Origin of the sequence: Nitrospira sp. ND1 (genome assembly GCF_900170025.1) — a bacterium.
In the GTDB taxonomy this organism is placed as follows: Bacteria; Nitrospirota; Nitrospiria; order Nitrospirales; family Nitrospiraceae; genus Nitrospira_A.
In genome coordinates this window covers 42,516-59,692 of the sequence record NZ_FWEX01000005.1, presented here as the reverse complement: position 1 = coordinate 59,692, position 17,177 = coordinate 42,516, and the positions used below count along the sequence as shown (strand labels likewise).

At 62.3% G+C, this 17,177-nt stretch carries 17 protein-coding genes; all 17 read left to right on the top strand.

Annotated features, from left to right (window positions below; translation table 11 throughout):
* The first annotated feature begins 572 nt into the window (after positions 1-572).
* The 17 genes from NSND_RS00520 to NSND_RS00440 all read left to right on the top strand — a co-directional run bounded on the left by NSND_RS00520 (position 573) and on the right by NSND_RS00440 (position 16,999).
* On the top strand, positions 573-1,805 hold the full coding sequence (locus tag NSND_RS00520; RefSeq protein ID WP_159450548.1) for a sigma-54 interaction domain-containing protein: 1,233 nt from the start codon (positions 573-575) through the stop codon (positions 1,803-1,805).
* Between the two features lie 226 nt (positions 1,806-2,031).
* On the top strand, positions 2,032-2,319 hold the full coding sequence (locus NSND_RS00515) for a hypothetical protein (RefSeq protein WP_080877111.1): 288 nt from the start codon (positions 2,032-2,034) through the stop codon (positions 2,317-2,319).
* 16 nt (positions 2,320-2,335) lie between these two features.
* Entirely contained in the window at positions 2,336-3,940 is a 1,605-nt protein-coding gene (locus NSND_RS00510; protein ID WP_080877110.1) for a phage tail sheath C-terminal domain-containing protein, read from the top strand.
* 213 nt (positions 3,941-4,153) lie between these two features.
* The gene (locus NSND_RS00505) at positions 4,154-4,675 is read left to right on the top strand and encodes a phage tail protein (protein WP_013248757.1); all 522 of its coding nucleotides are present in this window, start codon (positions 4,154-4,156) and stop codon (positions 4,673-4,675) included.
* Positions 4,676-4,677: 2 nt separating this feature from the next.
* Entirely contained in the window at positions 4,678-5,418 is a 741-nt protein-coding gene (locus tag NSND_RS00500; protein WP_080877109.1) for a hypothetical protein, read from the top strand.
* On the top strand, positions 5,415-6,173 hold the full coding sequence (locus tag NSND_RS00495) for a hypothetical protein (protein ID WP_080877108.1): 759 nt from the start codon (positions 5,415-5,417) through the stop codon (positions 6,171-6,173). Before NSND_RS00500 ends, NSND_RS00495 begins: the two co-directional genes overlap by 4 nt.
* Positions 6,170-7,471: a Pvc16 family protein gene (locus NSND_RS00490; protein ID WP_080877107.1), complete on the top strand. Its 1,302-nt coding sequence runs from the start codon at positions 6,170-6,172 to the stop codon at positions 7,469-7,471. The genes NSND_RS00495 and NSND_RS00490 overlap by 4 nt, the downstream gene beginning before the upstream one ends.
* A complete protein-coding gene (locus tag NSND_RS00485; RefSeq protein WP_080877106.1) occupies positions 7,468-9,399 on the top strand; it encodes an ATP-binding protein in 1,932 nt (643 codons plus the stop codon). Before NSND_RS00490 ends, NSND_RS00485 begins: the two co-directional genes overlap by 4 nt.
* Positions 9,396-9,650, top strand: coding sequence for a hypothetical protein (locus tag NSND_RS00480; RefSeq protein WP_080877105.1), 255 nt, complete (start codon positions 9,396-9,398; stop codon positions 9,648-9,650). Before NSND_RS00485 ends, NSND_RS00480 begins: the two co-directional genes overlap by 4 nt.
* The gene (locus NSND_RS21425) at positions 9,647-11,167 is read left to right on the top strand and encodes an eCIS core domain-containing protein (RefSeq protein WP_200810444.1); all 1,521 of its coding nucleotides are present in this window, start codon (positions 9,647-9,649) and stop codon (positions 11,165-11,167) included. The genes NSND_RS00480 and NSND_RS21425 overlap by 4 nt, the downstream gene beginning before the upstream one ends.
* Before the next feature lie 11 nt (positions 11,168-11,178).
* Positions 11,179-12,453 (top strand): eCIS core domain-containing protein, encoded by a 1,275-nt coding sequence (locus NSND_RS00470; protein ID WP_200810443.1) that lies wholly within the window; start codon positions 11,179-11,181, stop codon positions 12,451-12,453.
* The gene (locus NSND_RS00465) at positions 12,450-12,764 is read left to right on the top strand and encodes a hypothetical protein (protein ID WP_080877103.1); all 315 of its coding nucleotides are present in this window, start codon (positions 12,450-12,452) and stop codon (positions 12,762-12,764) included. The genes NSND_RS00470 and NSND_RS00465 overlap by 4 nt, the downstream gene beginning before the upstream one ends.
* A gap of 6 nt (positions 12,765-12,770) precedes the next feature.
* Positions 12,771-14,276, top strand: a complete 1,506-nt coding sequence (locus NSND_RS21420; RefSeq protein ID WP_200810442.1) for an eCIS core domain-containing protein — start codon at positions 12,771-12,773, stop codon at positions 14,274-14,276.
* A gap of 51 nt (positions 14,277-14,327) precedes the next feature.
* Positions 14,328-14,978, top strand: a complete 651-nt coding sequence (locus NSND_RS00455; RefSeq protein WP_080877102.1) for a hypothetical protein — start codon at positions 14,328-14,330, stop codon at positions 14,976-14,978.
* A gap of 32 nt (positions 14,979-15,010) precedes the next feature.
* On the top strand, positions 15,011-15,370 hold the full coding sequence (locus tag NSND_RS00450) for a LysM domain-containing protein (RefSeq protein ID WP_200810441.1): 360 nt from the start codon (positions 15,011-15,013) through the stop codon (positions 15,368-15,370).
* On the top strand, positions 15,363-16,487 hold the full coding sequence (locus tag NSND_RS00445) for a hypothetical protein (protein ID WP_080877101.1): 1,125 nt from the start codon (positions 15,363-15,365) through the stop codon (positions 16,485-16,487). Before NSND_RS00450 ends, NSND_RS00445 begins: the two co-directional genes overlap by 8 nt.
* Entirely contained in the window at positions 16,484-16,999 is a 516-nt protein-coding gene (locus NSND_RS00440) for a phage baseplate assembly protein V (RefSeq protein ID WP_080877100.1), read from the top strand. Before NSND_RS00445 ends, NSND_RS00440 begins: the two co-directional genes overlap by 4 nt.
* Positions 17,000-17,177 lie beyond the last annotated feature (178 nt).

The following is a 17,177-nucleotide window of genomic DNA, read 5'->3' as shown; positions in this document are numbered from 1 at the left end:
TATCCCGCGGGTGCATGGTCAGGTTCGGCGTCCTGTGTTATAAGAGCGGGCGATGCTGACCGGTGGTGCGGACTGTATCCAAAATCACGAGGGACTGTATCGAATCACATACATGAAGATGCCAGCAGTATGGTCATCTGCGATGGAAGCCACTCATCTCGCAACCCGGTGCATTCAGAATATGTATTTCGAGCGGGGTTTGTCGATGGTGTCTCGTTCTGATACATGCGTTTGCACAGCGCACATCGGATGGTACGAATGGTGCACATTTACGTAGAAAGGCGGTTTGTGTCTACAGGCCGGTCGCCGGCTGAACGTAGATAAGCTTCTCGCAGCAAAGGGTGAGTCGGATGAAGGACTTCATCAGAATCCTCTTGGTCACTTCGGACAATCAGTATCATGCCTGGTTCGATGAGTCTCACCTTGTAAACGTTTTGCAACGTGCACTGCCTGGAGGGACCATAGAGTTCCACCGGGTGTCGGATCCTTCCGCAACGCTTCCGCGCTCTCCGCACGTGCTGCTGTTTCACCACCCATCTACTGATCGTTTATCGGCGCAGAGGCTGACCGATGTGGCCGGTCGTTGGCCGGATGTGCCGATACTAGGATTGTTTGCAGCGGAGCATGGCCGCCGTCCACTGCTCCTGAACGGAGTTCCGGCGGAGTTGAATGATTTTGTCTTGTGCCCGGTCGATGGAGACGAATTGGCCCTGCGAATCGGGCGAGTCCTCGTAGCCGGACGGAGTTCAACACCACATGGTATCGGTCGGTCTCAGCGCGTGAGGATCGATTCGCTTGTGGGAGAGAGTTCTATCTTTCAGACACAGGTTGAAAAAATTCCCCTCTTCGCCGATGTGGATGCGACGGTGCTGCTGCAGGGTGAAACCGGGACCGGGAAGGAAGTGTTTGCACGTGCAATTCACTACTCCAGCGCCAGGAAGGACCACGCGTTTATTCCGATCAATTGTGCCGCGCTGCCCGATCAGTTGTTTGAAAATGAATTGTTCGGGCATGTGAAGGGCGCCTATACGAGTGCAGCCAACGAACAGGGCGGGCTGGTCCTGGAGGCTGAGGGGGGAACGTTGTTCCTCGACGAGGTCGATGCGCTGAATCCATACGCGCAGGCGAAGCTGCTGCGCTTCGTGCAATACCGGGAGTATCGGCCGTTGGGCTGTTCGCGCACGAAGCTGGCGCATGTGCGGATCATCGCGGCATCCAATCATGATCTGCGGCAGGCCGTGACGGAGCGGCAGTTTCGCGAGGATCTCTTCCACCGACTCAATGTGTTGTCGCTGGTGGTGCCGCCTCTGCGGGAGCGTGTGGAAGACATTCCCTTGCTGGCCGACCGATTTCTCCAGCGCTTCCGGCGAGCGGATGGACAAGGCCCGCGACGGTTGTCCGAAGACGCCATCCAGAAATTGCTCGCGTATGCCTGGCCGGGGAATGTGCGGGAGTTGGAGAGTACGCTCCAGCGAGCCGTCGTCATGTGCGGGTCCGCGACGATTCAGGCGCAGGATATCGAGTGTGCGGGGGAGGCGCCCAAGACCCCCTGTCTGGATGGTTCGCTTCGCGCGGCCAAAACCTCCGCGACCATGGATGTCGAGCGGGCCTATCTCGTGAAGACCCTGGTGACATTCCGGGGAAATGTGACGCATGCGGCCAAAGCGGCAGGCAAGGAGCGGCGCAGTTTTCAACGACTTCTTCGAAAATACGGGATCGATCGAGAAGCGTTTCAGAACGATCCGACCGATTCCTCGCGCGATTGTCCGTCGCCCTTTCAGACACCGTTCGACGGCCGCGCCTAAGTTCCTCACCACCGCGGTAGTTTTGCCGCACCGGCCATCGCCCTGATTTTCAAGGCCGTTTCAAACTTTGTATCACCGTGCTGCTGCGGCAGGAATGCCGCGCCCTCCGATTACACCTGTTCGATTCCCTTTAAAACGCAGGAAACGGGATTCTCCCTAATGGCATTGCTCTTGCTCACTCCCGCAGGAGTGCCGTGATGGAGTGGGGCTCCGGGGATCAGGCCTGATGGAAGAGCACGATGCAGAGTTCAGGCGCAGCATTCTCGACTACCTGATTCATCATCCTGGCGCGAAAGACACCCAGGAAGGGGTGCTGAATTGGTGGATCACCGCACCGTGCCTGGATGAAGGTGCTGAACGTCTCGCGATCGAGGCGTTGGACAAGCTGGTTGCGCAAGGTTGGGTCCTGAAACGCGACACGTCGAATCAGCCGATCTATAGCCTGAATCATGCGCACCTGAAGGAGATACGAACATTTCTGACACAGGACGGAAACGAGACGCGAACGTCCTAAGCCGAGGAGGATGAGTATGCCAGTGCAACCAACCTATCCGGGTGTGTACATCGAGGAGCTGCCGAGCGGGGTGCGCACGATCACCGGAGTCGCCACGTCGATCACGGGGTTTCTGGGAAAGGCCGTGCGCGGCCCGGCCGATCAACCGGTGACGATCACGAGTTTTTCGGATTACGAGCGGATCTTCGGCGGACTGCATCGCGATATGACCTTGAGCTACGCCGTGCGTGACTTTTTTCTGAACGGCGGTGGACAAGCCGTGATCGTGCGTCTCTATAAGGCAACCGCGGGGAGTGCCGCGAAGGCGACCTATGAAGTGCCGAACCTGACGTTGCAGGCTGCATCGGAAGGCGCGTGGGGCATGCAGGTTCGCGCGCGGGTCGAGAAGAAGTCCGTGACTGATCCCAATCTGATCGCCGTCGCCACCCGGCTCGGCGTGGCACCCGCCGATCTGTTCGACTTGATTGTGCGCGACGGGGGCACCGGTATCACGGAAACATTCCTGAATCTCACGACGAAGGAAAGCGCGCGTCGCGCGGACCGTGTGCTCCTGGCGGAATCGAATCTGGTCCGTGTTACGACGACGATGCCGTCGAATAGCTCGCCCACGGCCCATGCCGGGACGTCGGCGGATGCCGACGTCTGGACTTCCACCACGAAATCCACGCCCGCGAAGAATGCGGCTCCGGCAGACATTGCCGTCGAGAGCGCCGTGCTCGATGCGGCGGCCTACAAAGGAAGCCAAACCGGTAAAACCGGACTCTACCAGCTGGAAAAAATAGATCTCTTCAACCTGCTCTGTATCCTGCCCGACGCGCGCGGCGGGGATGTGCCGGATGACGTGTATCAGGAGGCGCTCAGCTACTGTGTCAAGCGGCGGGCCATGCTGATCGTCGATCCGAAGGCGGCCTGGGCGACGGTGGGCGCTGCACAGTCGGGGGCACCCGGGATGAACCTGAACGGCGATATGGCGCGCAACGCGGCGATCTACTTCCCGCGCATCAAGCAGGCCGATTCACAGCTTGGGGGACAAGTAGAGACCTTCGTGCCCTGTGGCGTGATTGCCGGTGTGATGGCGAGAACGGACAGCCAACGCGGAGTGTGGAAGGCGCCGGCGGGGCTCGACGCCTCGTTGAGCGGCGTCGCCGGGCTGCAGCTCGATATGACGGATGCGGAGAACGGACTCTTGAATCCGCTGGGTATCAATTGTCTCCGGACATTCCCGGTCCACGGTCGAGTGGTATGGGGTTCCCGGACCATGCGGGGCGCCGATGCGGCGGCGGATGAATACAAGTATGTGCCGGTTCGTCGGCTGGCCCTGTTCCTCGAAGAAAGTCTCTATCGCGGGACGCAGTGGGTGGTGTTCGAACCGAACGATGAGCCCCTCTGGGCGCAGATCAGGCTGAACCTGGGCGCCTTCATGCACAACCTGTTTCGGCAGGGTGCATTTCAAGGCACCGCACCGCGGGACGCCTACTTCGTGAAGTGCGACAAAGAGACCACGACCCAGAACGATATCAACCTCGGCATCGTCAACATCGTCGTCGGATTCGCCCCGCTCAAGCCTGCGGAGTTCGTCATCATCAAGCTCCAGCAGATGGCCGGCCAGATCGCGACCTAGCGGCTTGTGGAACAGCCGGGTGTCGGGGCCGGATGAGTGTATGGGTGGATAGGGAAACGATTTTATCACCACTCGCAGGATGCTCAAAAAGGCCGTCCGCCGCGGCCGCAGCGAGCGCAGGGGCGAGGCGTACTATTCCCGTAGGTCGAGCCTCTGTGCGATGCGAGAACAAAGGTGCGGATTTTTTCAGCATCCTGCTAAGAGGAGGAAAACATGGCGCAGTTTACCGTCAACACGCATCGGTTCGATCCCTACAAGAATTTCAAATTCCGGGTCAAATGGGACGGGCGTTACGTCGCGGGGGTCAGCAAGGTCGGTTCGTTGAAGCGCTCCACCGAAGTGGTTGAGCACCGCGAAGGAGGCGATCCCAGCACCAGCCGCAAGTCCCCCGGCCGTACCAAGTATGAAGCCATTACGCTTGAGCGGGGGGTGACCCACGACACCGCCTTCGAGCAATGGGCGAACAAGGTCTGGAACTTCGGGTCCGGGTTGGGCGCGGAAGTATCGCTCAAGGACTTCCGGAAGGACATCATCATCGAACTGTACAACGAGGCGGGACAACTGGCCATCGCCTACAAGGTCTTCCGTTGTTGGGTGTCGGAGTATCAAGCCCAGTCTGACTGCGATGCCAATGCGAATGCGGTTGCGATCCAGACCCTGAAGCTCGAAAACGAAGGCTGGGAACGCGACTATGAAGTCACAGAACCGTCGGAGCCGACCTTTACGGAGCCGTGACGATGGCGCACAGATCCCAGTCAGGACTCTCCGCAGCGGCGGTCATCGACATCTGGGAGCAGGGGGCCGGCCGACATCCCCTCGACCAGGCGTTGTTGCTGCTGCGGTATGCCTGTCCCGACGAGCCGTTCGAAACCCTGTGCGAGTGGACGGTGGGGGAGCGGGATAGGCGGTTGTTGGAGTCCCGTCGAAACACCTTCGGTGATCGCATCGATGGGTATGCGGAATGTCCTGCCTGCTGCAACGGACTCGAATTTGAACTGTCCAGCGAGGGTTTGCTGGGATCGGCTTCGATGACGGACGCGACCTGGCACAGGGTGGAGCAAGCGGGGCGCTCGTGGGATGTGCGCGGGCCGAACAGCCGGGATCTTGCCGCCGCCGCAGCCGCTTCGGACTTAGATCGGGCGCGCCGTGTGATTCTCTCGCGTTGCCTGCGCAACGGACCTGACACGGTGGACGAATCTGATTGGACGGATGAGTTGCAGGCGGCCCTGGCGGCGCGACTGAGCGAGCTCGATCCGTTGGCCGAGATCCTCATCGACTTGAGGTGCGCTGCCTGCGGGCACGCGTGGCAGAGCGTCTTCGATATCGCGGGATTTTTCTGGAACGAGATCCATGTGCGAGGCCGGCGGTTGCTGCAGGAAATTGATCTGCTGGCGCGCACCTATGGCTGGACGGAAGGCGAGATCCTCGGCATGACCGATCACCGGCGCCGCCTGTATGTGGGGATGGCACTCTCATGAGCGATTTTCTCACCAGACTCGTCCAACGACAGGCCGGAACGCTCGCTACGATTCAACCGCGCACCCGTTCCATGTTTGCCCCTGCGATGGATCGGCCGGAGCCGCCGACGCCCGATCTTCCGGTGATCGACGGGGTGGCCTCGTCGGGTGAGCAGCGCCAACCGGCCGAGGCGCCGCGTCATTCGATTGCTCCGATGCCTCCATTGGCGGCCTTCCTCCATGCGCAACGGCGCATCGAAGCTCCTGTCGATGAGCCGTCTATCGTTCTGCCGGAAACAGGGGCGCGCGGGACGGAGCCGTCGAGCGAATCGCCCGTCGTCAAAGTAACGGCAGTCCCAAGTGCAGCCCCGGGAGAAGGGCCGCCGGTATCCCTGCGCAATCAGATCGTCGAATCGGACCGGCATGCAGCTCGTGTGTTCTCCCGCGACAATGCAAGGCCGGAGGAACGGCGCAGTGAGGCAACCGCTGCGCAAGAGAGAGCGATCACGCCTCCGCCACGGTTAGTCGAGGCGCAACAGGCGACGCCGATGTCGGCACGCGTCACTCCGCCTTCGTTGGTGTCCACGAGACAGCAAGGGCGACCGGGCGATGCCACAGGGCTAACGTCTCCCGAGCCTCCCGTGCATGTGACGATCGGACGGATCGAGGTCACCGCTCTGCCTCCGCCCTCGCCCTCCGGGCGAAAATCGGCCGCGCGTCCTCCGTCGATGTCGTTGGCCGACTATTTGGCGCGCCGCCAGGGGAGGGGCGCGTGAGCAGCGCGTTGGCCATTGCCGGAGTCACAGCCGTGCTTCGAGACCTCCTCAACGACGGCTTGATCAACCACAACGTCAGCGGCCTGCTCGGCAGTACGGTCACGGTGAGCGCCGTCCCGCCGGATCGGGTGGTCCCCGCCAATGGCACTGAAAGCACCCAACTGAATCTATTTCTCCATCAAGTCACATTCAATACGGGCTGGCGGAATCATGCCTTGCCGTCCCGCGACGGATCGGGCACGCAACGGCTCAGCAATCCGCCGTTGGCCCTGGATCTTCATTACCTCGTGAGCGCCTACAGCGCCGAGGAATTGGGTAGCGAGATCCTGTTGGGTTATGCCATGCAGTTGCTCCATGAGACCCCGGTCTTAGATCGGAAGGCCATCACGACCGCGCTGAATCCTTCTCCGTCGGTGGAGACGACGTTGCCGCCGGCCTTGCGGGCTCTGGCCGAATGCGGGCTGGCGGATCAAGTGGAACAGATCAAGCTGGTTCCGGATCCCCTCAGCACCGAAGAGATGTCCAAACTCTGGACCGCCGTGCAGTCCCATTACCGACCCACCGCGGCCTATGTGGCGACGGTGGTGTTGATCGAGTCCTCGAAGCCGACGAAGCCGACATTGCCGGTGCTCACCCGCGGGCCGGTCGATCCGGTGACGAAACTCGAGCGGGGCGTGGTGGTCCAGGCCGATCTCCTGCCCCCGTTTCCGACCATCCAGACAGTGCAGGCGATCGATGGGCAACCGGTCGCCGCCGTGGGGGCGACCGTCGAACTGACCGGACATCACCTCAACGGTACCAATCGCACCGTGGTGTTTTCGAATGCTCGATTCGACATCGTGCACGAGGTGGCGGCCTTGGCCGGCGACTCGGCCTCGCAGCTCCAGGTGGTCGTGCCGCCGTCGTTGGCCGTCGGTTTCTACCGGGTGGCTGTGCGACTCGTTCGTCCGACGGAGACCGAGCCCCGGATCAGCAACCAGCTAGGGCTGATTGTCGGCCCTCTCATCACGACCGCGCTTCCCCTGACGGTGCCCAGGGATGGAAGCGGCAGGGCGACCATCACGCTGGGCTGTGCGCCGGACGTTCGAGCCGGACAATCGGTCTCCCTCTTGCTCGGAAGCCGAGAGGTCTTGCCTGAATCGTGGTCCGGCCCGGCGGACTCCTTTACGTTCATCCTCGAACAGGCGCCGGTCGGTGATCATTTGGCCCGGTTGCGCGTGGATGGCATCGACAGTCCGTTGATCGATCGTGCGGCCGAGCCGCCGGTGTTCTTCAATTATCGGGTGACAATCACATGAGCGACCGCGTCGCGTACGACACTTGGGTCCAGGCCAACCAACGTTGTTTGGTCGGTGAGTTCGACCGCCTGAAGGCCAGGCTCACCGGTGGGGAGTCTGCGGAGACCGCCGGCCACACTATCGACGAGATCGATGCGGAAGGACCCGCACAGGCCGCCATTGATGTCCTCACCAACCTGTTCGGCCTCAGCCGCTTCGAACGCGATGTGCTGTTGCTCTGCGCAGGCGTCGAGATGAATTCGGAGTTAGCGCGTGTCTGTGGCGAGGCCCTGGCTCCCGGCCATCGGTCGTCCGTCACCTTCGGCTTGGCCCTGGCCGCACTCGAAGCGCCGCATTGGAGCGCGTTGACGCCGGTGGGACCGTTGCGCCGGTGGCGGCTCGTGGAACTCGATGAGAGTCTGGGAGTGGCGAATGCGCGCCTCCGTATCGACGAGCGCGTGTTGCACTATCTGGCAGGCGTCAATTATCTCGATCCACGGTTGCGGCCTCTCCTGCGTACCAGACAACCAGGCGAGTTGTTGGCCGTCGCCCATCGACAGACCGTGGCCACGATCCTCTCCGCAATCGAAGCCGGCCGATCCTCGTCGGGCCTCGTTCTTTTGACGGGCGACGATCTGCAAGGGCAGGGCGATGTGGCGGCTTCCGTGGCATCGGAACTGGGTCTGCAGTTGTATATGCTTCCTGCCGCGCTCGTGCCGCCCAGCGCGTCGGAGATCGAGGCGCTGGCGGTGTTATGGCAGCGGGAGGCGTTTCTGCTCCATGCGGCGTTGCTTGTGGAGTGCGCGGAGCATGAGGTGCCGAAACAGGCGGGTAGCTTCATCGACCAACTCGGCGGTCTGGTGTTCGTGATCGGCCAGGAGTTGCCGTCGCTCACGCGGCAGGCAGTTCCACAGGTCGTGAACCGGCCGCAGGCGGTAGAGCAACGGGCCTTGTGGGAACAGGCGCTCGGTCAGGATGCCGCGCTGGTCAACGGCTCCCTCGACGGAGTTTCCTGGCAGTTTCGCTTGAGTGCCGGAACGATCGCGACCACGGGTGCGCAGGTGCGCAAACGATTGGCAGGGGACGAACGACCGGAGGGGCTGCTCTGGCGTGCCTGCCGAACGGCAGGCCGGTCCAAACTCGATGACCTCGCGCAACGGATCGATCCGGTCGCCGATTGGGAGGCGCTGATCGTGTCGGTGCCGCAACAGACCACCCTGCGGGCGATGGCCGCCCAGGTACGGCATCGGTTGACCGTGTATCAGGACTGGGGGTTCGGCAGTCACGGTACGAGGGGGCTCGGCATTACGGCCCTCTTCGCCGGCGAGAGCGGAACCGGAAAGACCATGGCGGCCGAAGTGTTGGCCAACGAGCTGAATCTCGATCTCTACCGCATCGACCTCTCGGCCGTCGTCAGCAAGTATATCGGCGAGACGGAACGGAATTTGCGGCGCTTGTTCGATGCGGCGGATGAAAGCGGAGCCATTCTCCTGTTCGACGAAGCCGACGCGCTGTTCGGCAAACGGAGCGAGGTGAAGGACAGCCACGATCGCTACGCCAACATTGAAGTGAGTTATTTGCTCCAGCGCATGGAGGCCTATCGCGGGCTGGCGATTCTTACGACCAACATGAAGGCGGCGCTCGACCAGGCCTTTCACCGGCGGTTGCGCTTTGTGGTCCACTTTCCCTTTCCCGATGCCGCGCAGCGGGAAGCCATTTGGCGCACCATGTTTCCAGCGTCGGCACCGGTCGAAGGGCTGGATTACGCCAAGCTGGCGCGGCTGCATATGGCAGGCGGGAGCATCCGAAACATCGCCCTCAACGCCGCCTTCCTCGCGGCGCAGGCCAGGCATCCCCTGCGCATGGGACATCTCCTGCAGGCGGCACAGAGCGAGGCGGCAAAACGGGACCGGCCCCTGTCGGATGCAGAGACCAGGGGGTGGGTATGAGACGCGTCATCGTGACGATCGATCGCCTGACGTTGAAGGGTGTGCGCTATGAAGACCGCCACGCCGTTGCCCAGGGGTTGCAGGAACAGCTGGCGGCGCTGTTCGCAGAACCAGGCATGGCGGAGCGGCTTGTGAGCCTGGGCGATGTGCCGCGCCTGCGGGTCGATTCGATCTCCAGCACGGGCGAGGCGACTCCACGACAGGTGGGGAGCGACGCGGCTGATGGAATTGCAAAGGGTGTGGGGCGATGAGCGCAACGGCCACCGTTCAATCCGCCGCCAAGGCTCCGGGTAGCGCGCCGTCCGGCTCGCTCATCCAGCGACAATGCGCGTGCGGCGGATCGGCAGGATTGAGCGGTGAGTGCGAGGAATGCAGGAGTCGAAAATTGTTGGGGAGGCCGCTACAGAAGAAACTCGTGATGGGGAACCCTGAGGAAGCGTTCGAACAGGAAGCCGACCGTGTGGCAGCCCAGGTGATGCGCATGCCGCACCCTCACGCGACGACAGAAGCTGAACAGCGTGACCCGGCGCCGATCGTGCGACGCCGTGTGGACGGTTTTACCGGCACGGGCGCGGGGCCGGCCCCTTCGATCGTGAAGGATGTCCTCGCGTCGCCGGGTCGTCCGCTGGATGGAGGGACCCGCGCCTTCTTCGAACCGCGTTTCGGACATGACTTCGGGCAGGTCCGGGTGCATCACGACGACGAGGCGGCGGAGTCTGCGGATGCGGTGGCGGCCCTGGCCTATACGAGCGGCCGCCATATCGTGTTCGCGCAGGGACAGTACGCGCCCCACGGGGGCGGCGGGCGGCAGCTCCTGGCGCATGAACTCACGCATGTGATCCAACAAGGCGGGACTCCGGCGGCCTTCACGATTCAGCGTCAATGCGTCACAGGGAGGGCCTGTACCCAGCCGATCTCCGGCGACCCCGCGCGGTTCAATGCCTCGGAATACGCGGCGGAAGAGTCCGGCCGCACCGCGCGCACAGAAGAATCCAGACGAGATCCAGGGGCAGTCGTGGCTTCCGGACATGGGAGTCGGGCCGTGCATGTCGAGGCCTTTGCCGCCGCAGAAGGCATCGACCTCTCTGCCTTCTACGGCGTCCTCATCGATCGCGACATGGGTGCGTCCACCGGGGCAGCCGCCGGGCACTGCGCGAGCCTGGCCGGCGCCGTGCCTCCGTTCTCCGGTCCTCGCGATGCCTACTGTATGTTCGTGCCGGAAGACATGGAGAGGCTGACCGGGGAGGCAACGGCTTCTCCATCGCCGCGCCTGGTCGGAGGGTATCCACGCGCGGCCTGGCTTCAGTGGGTTCGGGAAATGCTCGTCCATGAGGCGCAGCATATTCGGTACGACACCACCGCTCATCCGGACTTGGGCGGCTCCTGTACGCGCTCGACCCCGCTGTATCGGGCCGCCAATGGAACCGAGTACCCTCTCGACTTTTACTTGAGCGAACTCAGCGCCATTCTGGCCGAGTTCGAGCCGACGTTCGCCTCGGTTCGGCGACGCACCCTTGCCGGCGACTACGGGGCCTTACTCGACAATTTACAATCTGCCTATCACGACGCCCTGTTCAGTCAGTACGAAAGCATCAGCGGCATCCTCACGACGTTGCGATGCCACTGCGATTGTGCGGATGCGGATGCCTTCGTGCGCGACACCTTCGAGTTCACCAGCACCGGCTGGTCCGACACCACGCGCGGAATGTTTTTAGACTTCATCCAGTCCCGCATTCCGATTGTGCAATGGCCGGATTCAGGACCGTGAGGCGCACCAAGATGATAGCCCGAACCGTCACAGGGCAGACGAAACGAATCCTCCGGGGGCAAACCGGCCACACAGGTGGCCTTCTCCCTCGCCTCGGCAGCATCGGCGACCGGTTCGAGCAGGAGGCCGATCAGGTTTCCCGGGAGGTGATGCTACTACCGGGAGCCCCCGGTAAGGTCACGGCGGAATCGTCGCCTCCACCTGTGGTTCAACGCCATCTGAGTGGATCGGAAGCTACAAAAGAGGGTGTCGCGCCCCCGATCGTGCAGGACGTGCTGGCCGTACCCGGACAACCGCTGAATGGTGCCACGCGCGCCTTCTTCGAGCCGCGGTTCGGCCACGATTTCGGGAATGTGCGGATCCACGCGGACGAGCGTGCTGCGGAATCGGCCCGCGCCGTGCATGCCTCAGCCTATACGGTGGGACGCGATATCGTCTTCGCCTCCGGGCGATACAACCAATCGACCGTGGAAGGCCGCAGACTCCTGGCGCACGAGTTGAGCCATGTCGTGCAGCAAGGTTCGAGCGGACCGCAGGAGACGCTGCAACGGAGTGGACCCGCTCAGCCGGGGAACGAAGATGAAAGAACGCACCGTTCTACAGGACTCGACGTCGGCCTTGAGGTCGTCATCAGCGGAGAACTCTTCAACCTGGTGCCGATCCCTGCCGCCGTGACTCCCGAGAGCCCGGCATGGCAATACCGCGACAGTGCGCAGGACTACCTCGGGGCCTATCCCAACCTGGGTAACGGTGCGTGGGCGTTCATCGTCAGACAGCGGGACGGGGTGCTGTGCGACATCGGTGGAAATTGCCTGGGTTGGGCGCTCGGCAACTATGGCCTCATTGATCCACCGGACCAGGTATGGGGGCTCGCACGGCAATACCTCGACTCGGTAGGCCGATCGGTGCGAGAGCGCCGGTCTCCGTTGGAGACCTACATGCAGCAGGTGAACAAAGGTCAATCCGAGGCGGGAGCCATCTGGGACTACTACATGGCCACGCAGTTTCAGGCGGTGCCGACAGAGAGTGAGGGTGAAGCAAATCTGGCACTCTACGGCCGAGGATTCAGCGGCCCCATGGACGGGCCCTCTCATATTGCTTTCCGCACGGCGGCCGGCGAGTTATGGGCGTCCAAGCCGAGCCCCTCGAAATCCCCCGTCCTGCATGAGACGGCCGCCCAGATGACCGGTGGACAAACAGGTGAGGTCCTCCGACTGTATACCCGGGCGACAGGCCCCATGAGCCATGTCGTATTGCGTGAGCGGCAGGCCGAGGTGAACCCATGACGACGACGAGAAGTCTTCCGGTCATGCCGATCCCGATCATGCGGCAGACCCACGGCCGGTACTCAGCCGTTTTCGTCTGGCTCAAGAGTGAAGGCTTGTCGAAGGCAGGGGCGGACACGACTGACGTCAAGCTGTTGAACGACTGGTTGCGAAAACACGGCATCAAGTTGGGAGAAAGTCACCAGGTCGGCGAAGAAATGGGGTTGTTGTCTCCCACGAAGCTGACGTCCATGCCGAACAACCGTGACCACGAGATCTTCGAGGGAATCGTTCATCTACGCCGATACTGTGGAATGAAGGACATTCCGTAAGCGCCCATGAGAACACAGACCATTCACCAGAGAGCCACTGCCGAGTCCGGTGTCGGAAGCCACGCGGGCTTCCTGCAGCGGGCCTGCGCCTGCGGCGGATCCAGCGGGTTGTCGGGTACCTGCGAGGAATGCGAGAAGAAGAAATTGATCGGCATGTCGGCGCAGGCGAAGTTGCGCATCAATGAGCCAGGCGATGAATACGAGCAGGAGGCGGATCGGGTGGCGGAGCAGGTGATGCGCATGCCGATCGATGGAGCCGCTCCGAGCCAACGATCGTCGGACCAACTCATTCAACGGCGCCTCTCCGGGGCAGGCGGCCTGTTGAGCCGCGCCGCCGCTGAAGAACCGGCACCGGTCGGGGAACAGCCGGCGTCAGACGGGGCTGAGCCGAAAGAGGGGACGACCGACGAGGGCGGCAGTCGCTGCCCGAGCTGGCGCGCCGATCCGCAGAGCATCAGCAAGCGGGCCGCCGAAAATTATGTGCAACACGACATCACGCCGACATCCCAGGCCAAGGTGGAGAAAATCAACTGCGAGCCGCCGATCGCCAACGGCAACTACGGCTGTTTCGTGCATTTCAGCGACGGCCTGGTGGTGAGAGTCATCGTCCGTGCGACCGATATCGTGGTCGGCATGGGACCAGGACAAATCTCCACAGAAACGCCGCCGGCCGCGACGCCCTTGTGCTTTTATGACTACCACTGCCCGGATGGGTTCCTCGTCCTCACCAAGCGGGAGTGTAAGAGCGCCAAGGCCTCAGCGGCGCACCCGCCGGGCGTCCCATCGGCGGTCGTGCAACGACGCGTGGCTCCGGGTCAGTCTGCTTCTCTCGTCGCGCCGCCGTTGGTACATGAGGTATTGGGGTCGTCGGGGCATCCGCTGGATCAGCCGACACGCGGTTTTTTTGAGTCGCGCTTCGGGCACGACTTCGGCCACGTGCGTGTGCATGCGGATGCCGCGGCCTCGGAATCGGCGCAGGCCGTCAATGCGTTGGCCTATACGGTTGGGTCGCATGTCGTGTTCCGAACCGGGCAATTCGATCCACAGTCGATCAGCGGTCGCCGCCTGCTGGCGCATGAACTGACGCATGTCGTGCAAGCAGACGCCGGCTCGGGGGCGAAGGGATCGATGCGGAGGAAGGCCGTTATATCGAAGGATCAGAAAGAGCCTCAGCCGTTGCCCCCGGTCGACTGTGCCGTGGAGATCACTCCTGCGCAGGATTGTTTCGATCTCATCGGGGACATGATCGCGATCCAAGCCGATATGCGCGAGAACAACCAGTGGCTGGAACGTTACAGGAACGGCGACATTCCGTGGGATACCGATGCGTATACGGCGCGCGCTCGATACCACGGAGAACTACGCGACAAATTGAACGCGAAGGAACGGGTGCGTGGTGCCTGCTGTCCTGAGCAGGAGGTTCCGGGGGAAGCCCCGACCGCGCCTTCGGCTGCGACCCCGGATCCTGGAGCGTCGCAGGCGCAACCCGATCAAGACGGAGCCGGTCGATGACGGGTCGTGGAGCCGACGATTTGATGCGTGAGATCGAGGAGTGATGTGGTCATGAGTAGTTTTCCCGGTTCTCCCAAACTTCTCAAGGGCGGCATCGTCCTGATCGATCCGGCCACGGCGCAGGTTCAGCGGATCATCGCGCTGCAATATAACCCCGAGTCGCTCAGTCGCACGCTGCAGGTGCAGGGCGCCGGCGAGGGGGGCGATCGCTCGGAAGCGCTGCGTCTCAAAGGCCCGGCGGTAGAGACGATAAAGTTGGAGGCGGAAATCGACGCGACGGACGAGATGGAGGCGGGCGATCGCACCGCAGGAGAGGCGGGCATCGCACCGCAGTTGGCGGCGCTGGAGACTTTGCTCTACCCGAGCACGGGGCAACTCACGACCAACCACATGCTCTCCAGTCTCGGCACCCTTGAAATTCTGCCGATGGAGACGGCCTTGCCGCTGTTCGTGTTCGGACAGAACCGCGTTATCCCGGTTCGGGTCACCGAGTTCAGCGTGACCGAGGAGGCGTTCGACCCCAACTTGAATCCCATCCGTGCGAAGGTGAGCCTCGGGATGCGGGTGCTCTCGGTCGACGATGTGGGGTTTACGCACAAGGCCGGCAGTCTCTTCATGAGTTATCTGCAGCAGAAGGAAGGGCTGCGCGCGAAGGCGCAGGGCGGCACCTTGGGCGCGCTCGGCCTGACGGGCATCCCGTAAGAACCTGTTTCGGTCGATAGGAGGCACGCGACATGGGCGATCCATTGCAAGCGTTGTTGGACGGCGCGATGAAGCCGAATCCGTTTCCACCGACCAGCCGGTATTACAACGTGCAGACCACCTCGCGGCTCGCTCCGGACGGCACCACGCAGGTGTATTTGCGGCGGCGCGTCGTGCCGGGGAGCGACCGGTTTACCGTCGTAGAGGAACATCGGGTGGCGGCCGGAGAGCGCCTCGACCATCTGGCTGCGACCTATTTGGGCGATCCGGAACAATATTGGCGGTTGTGCGATGCCAACGATGCGGTACGCCCGGATGCGTTGCTGGAACGGTTGGACAGCGTGGTCGACATCGCGCTGCCCCAAGGCACAACAGGAGTCCCCGGTGCTTAAAGGCATCCAGCTCACCTTGCTTGCCGGGCCGGTGCTGCCCTTTCCGGTGCCTCAGCCGGTCTTGGAGGCCTTGACCGAGGTCGAAGTGACGAGTGCCACCGGCACAGCCGGCGGGTTTCAGTTACGATTTACGATTCAGAACAAATCGGTTTTGCAGCAGACGTTTCTCGTCGCGGCGACCCGAACGCCGCTGATGCGTGTGATCCTGGTGGCCACTATCAACCTGATCCCGCACGTATTAATGGACGGGGTGATTACCAATCAGGAAATCACCTCCGGCGAGCAACCGGGTGAATCGACCTTGACGATCACCGGGGAAGATCTGACCAAGGTCATGGACCTGCAGACGTTCGACGGGTTGCCCTTTCCCGCCATGCCCGCCAACCTGCGGGTGATGACGATTCTGGCGAAGTACGCGGTCTTCGGGGTGATTCCCCTGGCGATTCCACCGATCGGTTTCGATGTTCCGATTCCCACGATCCGGATTCCGTCCCAGCAGGGGACCGATCTCAATTACATCCTCCAACTGGCGGAAGAAGCGGGGTATGTCTTCTACATCGACCCGGGCCCGGTTCCGGGTACCAACACCGCCTACTGGGGACCGCAGGTCAAGGTCGGGGTTCCGCAGCCGGCGCTGAACGTCGATATGGATTTTGATCGCAACGTGGAATCGCTTAACTTTCAGTTCAATTCGACCAAGAAGGATCTACCGATCGTGATGATTCACAATGCGCTGACGAAGGTGCCCATTCCCATTCCCATCCCTGACATCAATCCGCTCCAGCCTCCGCTGGGCCTGTTGGGACCGCCCGTCACGAAACTGTCGATGTTGAAGGCAACAGGCAAACTCTCCGTGCCTGCAGCCCTCAACGAAGGGTTGAAGGCTTCGAGCGAGTCGATGGAGGCGGTGACGGGCAGCGGGTCGCTCGATGTCGGGCGCTATGGCCGGCTCCTGAAGGCCCGGGGCCTGGTCGGGGTGCGCGGTGCGGGATTGGCGTTCGACGGGTTGTATTACGTGGAGAGTGTGACCACGACCATCAAGCGCGGGGCCTGCAAGCAGAGTTTTCGTCTCACGCGGAACGGCCTTGTGTCGCTGACGCCGATGGTGCCGGCATGAGTGAGGCCCAGAAATATTACGGCAAGCACCGTGGCACGGTGTTGAACAACATCGATCCGATGCAGATGGGGCGATTGCAGGTACAGGTGCCGGACGTCGCCGGACTGATTCCGACCTCCTGGGCCATGCCCTGTTTTCCCGCCAGCGGCAAGCAGATGGGGGTGTACATGCTCCCGCAGATCGGTTCGGGGGTCTGGGTGGAGTTCGAGCAGGGCAACATCGACTACCCGATCTGGAGCGGTTGCTGGTACGGGAGCGTGGCCGAGGTCCCGGCGCTTGGGTTGGCGGGCATTCCGGTCAGCCCGAACATGGTGATTCAGACGGCAGCTCAGAATGCCATCGTGATCAGCGACGTGCCGGGCCCGACCGGCGGCATCATGCTCAAGAGCGCGACCGGCGCCACGCTCATCGTCAACGACACAGGCATCTATATTCAAAACGGGAAGGGCGCGATGGTGACGCTGGTGGGGCCGGCGGTCACCATCAACAACGGCGCGCTGACGATCATTTAGCATGATGCTGAAAACGCCCGCCAGCGGCGTTCTCGTTGCGTTCAAGCCCTCAACGTACCGCAAGGGTACGCCTCGGGCCTTCACTGACTGCGGCCTTGCCGGACAGTCGTTGTGAGCATCATGCGGAAGGATATGCCGCTTCTGGCCCGAAGCGAATCATTGTGTCGTGTGTGCGCGA

What these genes read in the sequence shown, in the direction of transcription:
- NSND_RS00515 (WP_080877111.1), top strand. Translation starts at nt 2,032, where the DNA reads ATGGAAGAGCACGATGCAGAGTTCAGGCGCAGCATTCTCGACTACCTG.
- NSND_RS00510 (WP_080877110.1), top strand. Translation starts at nt 2,336, where the DNA reads ATGCCAGTGCAACCAACCTATCCGGGTGTGTACATCGAGGAGCTGCCG.
- NSND_RS00505 (WP_013248757.1), top strand. Translation starts at nt 4,154, where the DNA reads ATGGCGCAGTTTACCGTCAACACGCATCGGTTCGATCCCTACAAGAAT.
- NSND_RS00500 (WP_080877109.1), top strand. Translation starts at nt 4,678, where the DNA reads ATGGCGCACAGATCCCAGTCAGGACTCTCCGCAGCGGCGGTCATCGAC.
- NSND_RS00495 (WP_080877108.1), top strand. Translation starts at nt 5,415, where the DNA reads ATGAGCGATTTTCTCACCAGACTCGTCCAACGACAGGCCGGAACGCTC.
- NSND_RS00485 (WP_080877106.1), top strand. Translation starts at nt 7,468, where the DNA reads ATGAGCGACCGCGTCGCGTACGACACTTGGGTCCAGGCCAACCAACGT.
- NSND_RS00480 (WP_080877105.1), top strand. Translation starts at nt 9,396, where the DNA reads ATGAGACGCGTCATCGTGACGATCGATCGCCTGACGTTGAAGGGTGTG.
- NSND_RS21425 (WP_200810444.1), top strand. Translation starts at nt 9,647, where the DNA reads ATGAGCGCAACGGCCACCGTTCAATCCGCCGCCAAGGCTCCGGGTAGC.
- NSND_RS00470 (WP_200810443.1), top strand. Translation starts at nt 11,179, where the DNA reads ATGATAGCCCGAACCGTCACAGGGCAGACGAAACGAATCCTCCGGGGG.
- NSND_RS00465 (WP_080877103.1), top strand. Translation starts at nt 12,450, where the DNA reads ATGACGACGACGAGAAGTCTTCCGGTCATGCCGATCCCGATCATGCGG.
- NSND_RS21420 (WP_200810442.1), top strand. Translation starts at nt 12,771, where the DNA reads ATGAGAACACAGACCATTCACCAGAGAGCCACTGCCGAGTCCGGTGTC.
- NSND_RS00455 (WP_080877102.1), top strand. Translation starts at nt 14,328, where the DNA reads ATGAGTAGTTTTCCCGGTTCTCCCAAACTTCTCAAGGGCGGCATCGTC.
- NSND_RS00450 (WP_200810441.1), top strand. Translation starts at nt 15,011, where the DNA reads ATGGGCGATCCATTGCAAGCGTTGTTGGACGGCGCGATGAAGCCGAAT.
- NSND_RS00440 (WP_080877100.1), top strand. Translation starts at nt 16,484, where the DNA reads ATGAGTGAGGCCCAGAAATATTACGGCAAGCACCGTGGCACGGTGTTG.